The sequence below is a fragment of the Corallococcus praedator genome (genome assembly GCF_003612125.1).
In the GTDB taxonomy this organism is placed as follows: Bacteria; Myxococcota; Myxococcia; order Myxococcales; family Myxococcaceae; genus Corallococcus; species Corallococcus praedator.
In genome coordinates this window covers 21,106-28,682 of record NZ_RAWI01000084.1, presented here as the reverse complement: position 1 = coordinate 28,682, position 7,577 = coordinate 21,106, and the positions used below count along the sequence as shown (strand labels likewise).

At 68.4% G+C, this 7,577-nt stretch carries 9 protein-coding genes and 1 tRNA gene; 5 read left to right on the top strand and 5 right to left on the bottom strand.

Annotated elements, in window-relative coordinates:
* The 4 genes from D7Y13_RS13855 to D7Y13_RS13840 all read left to right on the top strand — a co-directional run.
* Positions 1-581: RtcB family protein (locus tag D7Y13_RS13855; protein ID WP_147452444.1), on the top strand; the 581-nt coding region annotated here is incomplete at its 5' end.
* Positions 582-761: 180 nt separating this feature from the next.
* A tRNA-Gln gene (locus D7Y13_RS13850) sits at positions 762-835 on the top strand.
* A gap of 56 nt (positions 836-891) precedes the next feature.
* Complete coding sequence (locus D7Y13_RS13845) at positions 892-1,422, top strand: non-proteolytic archaemetzincin-like protein (RefSeq protein ID WP_120537017.1); 531 nt, start codon at positions 892-894, stop codon at positions 1,420-1,422.
* A 124-nt stretch (positions 1,423-1,546) separates the two neighbouring features.
* Entirely contained in the window at positions 1,547-2,515 is a 969-nt protein-coding gene (locus D7Y13_RS13840) for a TolB family protein (protein ID WP_120537016.1), read from the top strand.
* A 4-nt stretch (positions 2,516-2,519) separates the two neighbouring features.
* Here the strand turns inward: D7Y13_RS13840 and D7Y13_RS13835 are convergent, their stop codons facing one another.
* From D7Y13_RS13835 to D7Y13_RS13820, 4 genes are read right to left on the bottom strand one after another with little or no spacing between them, the layout of a single operon-like run.
* Positions 2,520-2,978 carry a DUF3592 domain-containing protein gene (locus D7Y13_RS13835; RefSeq protein WP_120630694.1) on the bottom strand — a complete coding sequence of 153 codons (459 nt, stop codon included), beginning with the start codon at positions 2,976-2,978 and terminating at the stop codon, positions 2,520-2,522.
* 49 nt (positions 2,979-3,027) lie between these two features.
* Entirely contained in the window at positions 3,028-3,525 is a 498-nt protein-coding gene (locus D7Y13_RS13830) for a DUF3592 domain-containing protein (protein WP_120537014.1), read from the bottom strand.
* A gap of 21 nt (positions 3,526-3,546) precedes the next feature.
* Positions 3,547-4,017, bottom strand: coding sequence for a DUF3592 domain-containing protein (locus tag D7Y13_RS13825; RefSeq protein ID WP_120537013.1), 471 nt, complete (start codon positions 4,015-4,017; stop codon positions 3,547-3,549).
* 25 nt (positions 4,018-4,042) lie between these two features.
* Positions 4,043-4,564: a DUF3592 domain-containing protein gene (locus D7Y13_RS13820; RefSeq protein WP_120584720.1), complete on the bottom strand. Its 522-nt coding sequence runs from the start codon at positions 4,562-4,564 to the stop codon at positions 4,043-4,045.
* 228 nt (positions 4,565-4,792) lie between these two features.
* Here D7Y13_RS13820 and D7Y13_RS13815 point away from each other — a divergent pair, with 228 nt between their 5' ends.
* Positions 4,793-5,272, top strand: coding sequence for an ankyrin repeat domain-containing protein (locus D7Y13_RS13815; protein ID WP_120537018.1), 480 nt, complete (start codon positions 4,793-4,795; stop codon positions 5,270-5,272).
* A gap of 88 nt (positions 5,273-5,360) precedes the next feature.
* Here the strand turns inward: D7Y13_RS13815 and D7Y13_RS13810 are convergent, their stop codons facing one another.
* Entirely contained in the window at positions 5,361-7,574 is a 2,214-nt protein-coding gene (locus D7Y13_RS13810) for a (Fe-S)-binding protein (protein ID WP_120584721.1), read from the bottom strand.
* Positions 7,575-7,577: the final 3 nt, after the last annotated feature.

Sequence of the window (7,577 nt, the reverse complement as noted above, 5' to 3'; positions counted from 1 at the left end):
CGCTCGGGGAGGGCACGCCGCCCGCCCTGCGCACCGACACCGAGGCGGGCCAAGCCTGCCTCCACGACCTGGAGCTGGCGTGCTGCTTCGCCCGCGCCAACCGGGACACGCTCGCCGCCAGGGCCCTGGCCGTCATCGCGGACCGCCTGGGCGTAGCCCCGGAAGGGGATAGCACCGTGGACGTGCACCACAACCACGTCGCCACGGAGTCGCACTTTGGCCGCACGCTCCAGGTCCACCGCAAGGGCGCGGTGGGGCTGGAGGTGGGGGCGCGGGGCCTCATCCCCGGCTCCATGGGCACGGCCTCGTACGTCGTGGAGGGCCGGGGCGCGCCCGACGCCTTCCGCTCCTGCTCGCACGGGGCGGGCCGCGTGCTCACCCGCACGGAGGCCCGGGCCCGCATCCGCCCGGACGCGCTCGTCCACGCCCTGCGCCGCGTGGTGTTCGACCCGGCCCGGGCCCCCTCGCTGGTGGAGGAGGCCCCCGCCGCCTACCGGGACCTCTCCGAGGTGCTGGAGGACGAGGCCGACCTCGTGACGCCCCGCGTCCGACTCACCCCCCTGGCCGTGCTCAAGGGCTGAGGTGGGGGGAGGGGCCTGTCGGGTGGACGACACCCCGTCCGCCCGGCAGGCCTCCAGAGGGGGCTTGGGGGAGTGATCCACCCCCCACACTCCACGCAGAAAGAGGCCCGTCGTCAGAGTGGGTTCCCGCGCCCGTCGAGATGCCGTAGTATCGGCCCGAAAGTACGCGTGCGAACCTGCTGGGGCGTCGTCTAATGGCAGGACGTCAGACTTTGACTCTGATTATCAAGGTTCGAATCCTTGCGCCCCAGCCACTCCGCTCCGGGGGGACGCGGTCAACGTCCGTCCGGAGGTAGAAGGCGGTGGGCTGATGCCGCAGAAGACGCTCCTGCTGGTCACCGTGGGCAGTCCACCGACTGCGCTCGTGAACGCCTTGCAGGAACCGCTGATGACCCACATGGGCGTCAGCGCGGTCGTGAGCCGGACGGCGCTGTCGTCCCCTGCCTACGCCTTCAACAAGGACCGCGGCCAGTACCACTGCAACGCCATCATGCGGAGGCTGGGCACGTTGCTGGAGGACGCGCCGCAGGACCTGGTGATGGGGGTGACGGACGCGGACCTGTTCGTGCCGGACTCGCCCTTCGTCTTCGGTGAGGCGGACCGGGAGTCCAAGGTCGCGGTGATGAGCCTGTTCCGGCTGCGCCAGGGCGCGGAGGGCGAAACGCTGCGCCGCCGCGTCCAGGTGGAGGCCGTGCACCAGGCCGGTCACCTCATCGGCCTGTCCTACTGCGAGGACTCCCGCTGCGTGATGTTCTTCCCGCAGGCGCCCCAGGACATCGACCGCAAGCAGCTGGGCCCCTGCAACGTCTGCCGCAACGAGCTGAACCGCCTCAACCGCTGAGCGCTCCCGGACTTCCCGACACGGGGGCGATGAATGCCTCCGCGTGCGTTGACGTCCCAGCCCGCGTGCCCTGTAGGCTTCGGGCGAACGTGTGGCAGGGCCGGCGGCACAGCGGGAGACAGCGATGATGGGGATGCGGCGGTGGCTCGGAGCAGTGGTGGCGGTGGGTCTGTTGGGCGCGTGCGAGCCCCTGGATGAACCGGGTGGCGGTGGCACCACCGGCGACGTGCTCTTCGACCGGGGCTTCGCGTTCGTGCGCAGCGACCGGAACATCTACGTGGTGGATGACGACGGCGACCCGAACAGCCCGGAGCGGCTGACGACGGCGGGCAACGCGTACACGCCTTCGATTTCGCGCGACGGCACCAGCATCGTGTTCGTGCAGCGGGTGGGCAGCACGTCGTCCCTCCAGACAGTGCCGACGACGGGCGGTCCGGTGGCGACGCTCCTGAGCACCAACGACGCGGCGTGCGGCACGTGCACCAACTTCCGCGGCCCGACGTTCAGTCCGGATGGGCGCACCATCGTGTTCGCGTTCGACCGGGGCTCCGGGTCCATCAGCTCGCTGGCGCGCATCGCGGTGAACGGCAGCGGCTTCACGGAGCTGACGCCCGGCGCGACCATCAATCACGGGTCGCCGTCCTTCTTCCCCAATGGGACGACGGTGGTGGCGCCGGCGGGCAGCAACACCTTCCAGTACAACCAGCTCGCGTTCGTGCCGGTGGGCGGTGGCAGCCCTTCCTATACGTCGTCGCTGGGCAACGAGGTGCTGGCCATCGCGAACCGCGCGGTGGTGTCTCCGGACGGGCGGCAGGTGGCGCTCGACGCGCGGCTGTCGTCCGGCAGCACGCGCATCTTCGTGGGCAACGTGACGTCGGTGGGTCTGAGCGGCAGCCTGCGGCGGCTGACGGACTACACCGCGAGCACCGTGCAGGAGAGCTTCCCCAGCTGGACAGGCAGCACCACGCTGGGCTTCCTCTTCAACGACTCCGGCGGCGACCCAAGCATCTACCGCGCCCCGGTGTCCTCGACGGCCAGCTCCGTCACCCTCGCGGTGCCCGCCGCGAACGAGCCCTTCTACGGGCCCATCTGACGGTTCATGGGGGCGCCGGGGTGGTGCTTGGGCGCGCTTTTTCCGGTCGGGTGAAGTACTCGTGCAGCGCGGTCAGGGTGCCTGTGCTCGCGAACAACACGAGCACGGTCGCGATGAAGAGGAAGAACCTCCGGCTGAGGCCCGTGCCCACGGCCATGTGATGTCGCGGCGCATCCGCCAGGTAGAGGACGTCGACGGGGGAGCCTGGGGTCTGCTCGGAGGCCGGCGGGGGCCACTCCTGGAAGCTGCCTTGAAGCTCCGGGCCCTCCGGCGGACGGAAGGCGTAATCGACGGATCTCTTGTTGCTCCGGGGGTTCCTGACGCGGACCACCTTGCCCCGTGCGTGCAGCCCCTCCCGCTCCAGCCGCACGACCAGGCGGCGGGAGTAGATGAGGAGTCCCAGGACGAGGGAGGGCAGTCCCAGGAAGCCCACCAGGAGGCCGGCCAGCATCGAGAGTTCCATGGTGTCCCCAGGATGACGGGTGGGCGGCGGTCGAATCAACCGCCGGGCTTCAAGGTCCTCGCCGCAGGGGGCGCATCTGCGATTCGGCGGGAGGGGGCTCCGAGGGACCGGGTTCGGGTTCCCAGACACGGTCCACCAGCACGTACAGCCCGGCGCAGAACACGATGACGGCCAGGGCGGAGTAGGCGGAGAACAGCGGTCCACTGACTCCGCCACCTTCGGGCAGGCTCCAGCTCAAATCATTGGGCCAGTAGGCGACGTCCACCTCGGAGCCCTTGGACAGGCCGAACCAGGTCGTCGCATGGTCCTCGTAGGAGTGGTGCAGCTCCGTGCCGTCCGGCAATGAGAAGACGTAGTGCAGGGTGCAGGTGCTGCTGTTGCGCGAGCCACCGCCGTGGTGGATGACCTTCTCCGTGATCGTCGCGCGTGCGTGCATGCCCTTCCGGCGCAGCCGCGAGTGGTGTTGGTACGTATGTCGGGCCCACAGCAGGAGCAGGGGCGTGACCACCAGGGTGAACAGCTCGAACAGGACGAATTGGACGTTCATTGGTGGCTCTTGAGCGGGTGCTCAGGATGGCGGAGGGGTGGACGCCGAAGCAACGTCCGCTGACGCCGGCCCGGCCCGGGCCAGCAGGACCAACAGCCCGAGCAGGCTCAAGGGCACCAGCACGACGGTGAAGAACAGGGCGAGCCCCAGGGACATCAGCCCGTGGCCCTCGGGGAAGCTCCAGCGCGGCTGCTCGCGGCTGTAGAGCACCTGGATGGGGTCTCCGACGCGCAGGCGCTTCCACAGCCCGGAGGAGATGTCGCGGTGATGCGTCATGCGCGTGCCGTCGGGCAGGGGGAACGCGTAGTGCAGCACGTACTCACTGTCATCCGAGTATGCGAGGAACTCCTTCTTGAGCACCGTGCCCTGCGCGTGGGCGCCCTCGTCCACGATGCGCGCGTCGCGCCGGTACATCCCCCACGTCAGCACCAGCATCGTCAGGCCAATGGCCGCGAACGATGCACCCAGGACGCGGGCCGCGATGAGGGACATGGGTGACCCCTTTCTGCTTCCGCCTCTAATACGAGCCCAGCGGAGGCGTTCCTTTTGAGGGGGGAGCGGCCCGGGGCGGCTGCGGCTCGAAGGGTCTCAATTGCCTTTGGGGCGAAGGTCGCTGAGGACTCTCGGGGGGCGTGAGTTCCTCCTTGATGAAGAGGATCGCCGCCGTGAGCATGAAGCCGATGAGGAAGATCATCTCGAGGATGAAGCGGACTTGTCCCGTTCCCCCGTCCACGGGCTGATTTTGACGGGGATCTTCCGGCAGATAGAGGATGTCGAGCGGAGCCCCTGGACACAGCTGGCCCGATGCCTTGCTGTGGCCCTCGCTTTCAATCCTTGAGCCATCCGGGAGGAAGAAGGCGTAGTGCACCACGTCGGGGCCCTCATCGTCTTTCGTGATGCCCAGCACGTCGCCTTGCGTGCGCAGCCCCTCCTGTCGGAGACGCTGGGTGAGTCCTCGCTTCCGGAGGCGGCTCACCATCATCGCGAGGGGAACGACCACGAAGCCCAGGATGACTGCGACCAGCACCGTTGGAGTCATGACGCCTTCATCTCGAGGATGTGCCCAGGACGCGGGCTTCGATGGGTGACACGGGGACTCCTCCCTGCGCCACGCTCCTGGCGCTCGTCGCCCTGTCTAAGGGGCCCGCGGGTGACGCGAAATGGCAATCCGCCGGGCGCCCCGCCGTAGGACCCCGGAGCAGGGGCGTGCCCTGGCATCGCGTCCCCTGAAACGCGATGCTGCCCGCCGTTGCTGGAGGTGTACATCGTGTCCCTGTTCGATGCCGTCAACGCGGGCGACCGCGCCGCCCTTGCCGCCCAGTTGGACGCGGGCGCCGACCCCAACCCCTTCGACGCCGACGGGCGCACCCCCCTGATGGCCGCCGCGCGCGTAGGCCGCGAGGACCTGGTGCGGCTGCTGCTGGAGGCGGGCGCGGACCCGTCCCTGCCCGACAACCTGGGGGAGACGCCCTTCGTCACCGCCGCCGCCTACGGCCACATCAAGGTGTGCGCGCTCCTGTCCTCCAAGGCCACCGACGACGAGAAGGACCTGGCCCGCACGCTCCTGGCCAACCAGGGCCTCACGGAGCTGCCCTCGCGCCCCTCTGAAATCGCCCCCGACGACTTCCGCCGCAAGCTCGCCTCCGCGAGCGCCTACGTCGTCGGCAAGCTGGGGGATGACGGCGCCACCAAGCGCCTGGAGCGCGTGCTGCGCTCGGAGAAGGGCTCCGACAAGGGCCGCAAGTAGCGCCCTCCGCGCCGAAAAGACCAAGGGCCCGGCCGCTCCCATTTCGGGGAGCCACCGGGCCCTCGTCACATCCGGAGGCCTGTTGCCGCTACTCCGGCTTGGCGCTCACCACGGGGCTGGGGGACACGGTGCCGCCCTTGTGCTGGGGCTCCAGCGCGTCGGCGACCAGCTCGGTGATGTCCTTGATCTGGATCTGCTCGCGGCCGGTGTCGTTCTTCGCGTCGTTGAGCATCGTGGAGCAGAAGGGGCAGGCCACCGCGACGATGCCGCTGCCGCCCTGCTCCTTGTAGTCACCCACCATGCCCGGCTTCTTCTTGTCCGCGGCGTCCGGGAAGGGCGTGTTCGGGTCCTCCGCGTGCTTGAGCGTGAGGGCCACTTCGTTGATGCGGTTGTGGTTGATGCGCGTGCCGATGTGCTCTTCCATCCACATCCGGCCGCCACCGGCGCCGCAGCAGAAGCCCTCGCGCTTGCTGCGCTGCATCTCCACCACCTCCAGGCCCGGGATGCTCTTGAGCACTTCACGGGGTGCGTCGTACACGCCGTTGTGCCGGCCCAGGTAGCAGGGGTCGTGGTAGGTCAGCTTGGTGCTGGTGTTCATCACCGACGAGAGCTTGATGCGCTTCTCGTTGAGCAGCTCGTTGATGAGCTGCGTGTGGTTGATGACGCGGTACTCGCCGCCGAACTCCGGGTACTCGTTCTTGATGGTGTTGAAGCAGTGCGGGCACTGGGTGATGACCGCCTTCACGCCCATGGAGTTCCAGGACTCGACGTTCGTCTTCGCCAGCGTCTGGTACAGGTACTCGTTGCCCATGCGGCGCGCGGAGTCGCCGTTGCACATCTCCTGCTTGGACAGCGTCGCGAACGACACGCCCGCCTCGCGGAGAATCTTCACCAGCGCGCGGCTGACCTTCTTCTGCTTGTCGTCGTAGCTGCCCGCGCAGCCCACGAAGAACAGGTACTCGTACGGGCCGCCGTCGTCACCCCAGGTGGGCAGCGCCAGGTCGGAGGCCCACTCGTCGCGCTGGTCCTGGCCGATGCCCCAGGGGTTGCCCTGGCGCTCCATGCCCTCGAACACGCGCTGGATTTCGGGCGGGAACTCCGCCTTCACCTGCACCTGGTAGCGGCGCATGTCGATGAGGCGCGGGACGTTCTCGATGAACACCGGGCACGCCTGCTCGCACCAGCCGCAGCTCGTGCACGCCCACACCGTCTCCGCCTTCAGCGCGCTGCCGATGATTTCCGGCAGGGGCTCCTTGATGCCGTTGGGGCCGTAGCCCTCCTCCACCCAGCGCTCGTTGTCCCAGAGCCAGTGCTTCAGGTCCTGGTTGACGGCCTTGTGCGTGAGCGGCTTGCCCGTGATGTACGTGGGACAGTGCGTCTGGCACCGGCCGCATTCGGTACAGGAGTACAGGTCCAGGCCGTTCTTCCAGGTGAGGTCCTTCACCGTGGCGGCGCCGAACTCCTCCTTCTCCAGGTTGGGCGTGGGCAGCTTGCCGGTGGAGTGCGTGCGCTGGAAGAAGACGTTGGGCAGGCCCGTGATGATGTGGAAGTGCTTGCCCAGCGGCAGGAAGTTCAGGAACGCCAGGATGATGGTCAGGTGGATGAAGAAGCCCGCCACGCCCAGCACGTGCGACACGGTGGGACCCAGCGGCATCATCAGCAGACCCGTCACGCTGGTGATGGGCTCCCACCACACCATCGCGGACGGCGTCGCCGGCACCTGCGTGGCGCCCACCGGAACCTGCGCGGCGGCGGCGTGCGCGGCCACCATGTGGCTGCCGCCGAACATGAACTCCGTCACCATCAAGCCCGCGATGAAGCCCAGGATGAGGTAGGCCTCCCACGACTGCGACATGCGGTCCGGCTTCACCTTCCAGCGCGTCCACACGAAGTACGCCACGCCCAGCAGCGCCAGCCCCGCCACCACGTCCTTCACCAGCAGGTACAGCTTGTACAGCAGCAGCAGCGGCGGCGCCGCGTCCCACGCCGGGTGGCTCAGGTCGGTGAGCACCTCCAGCGCGGTGGACGAAAAGCCCATCGCGAACATCATGATGGTGCGCAGCGCCAGCACCATGAAGGCCGCGTAGATGAAGATGTGGAACAGGCCCGGCGTGAACTCCTCCGGATCCACCATGCGCTTCTGCCCCAGCCCGAAGCGCACCAGCTGCGCCACGCGATAGGGGATGTGGTCCAGCCGGTTCTCCTTCTTCATCGCGAGCAGCACGCCCGCGCGGCCGGACATCGTGATGATGAAGACGGAGAGAGCGCCTACCAGCAGCAGGCCTGTGATGATGGGACTCATGGA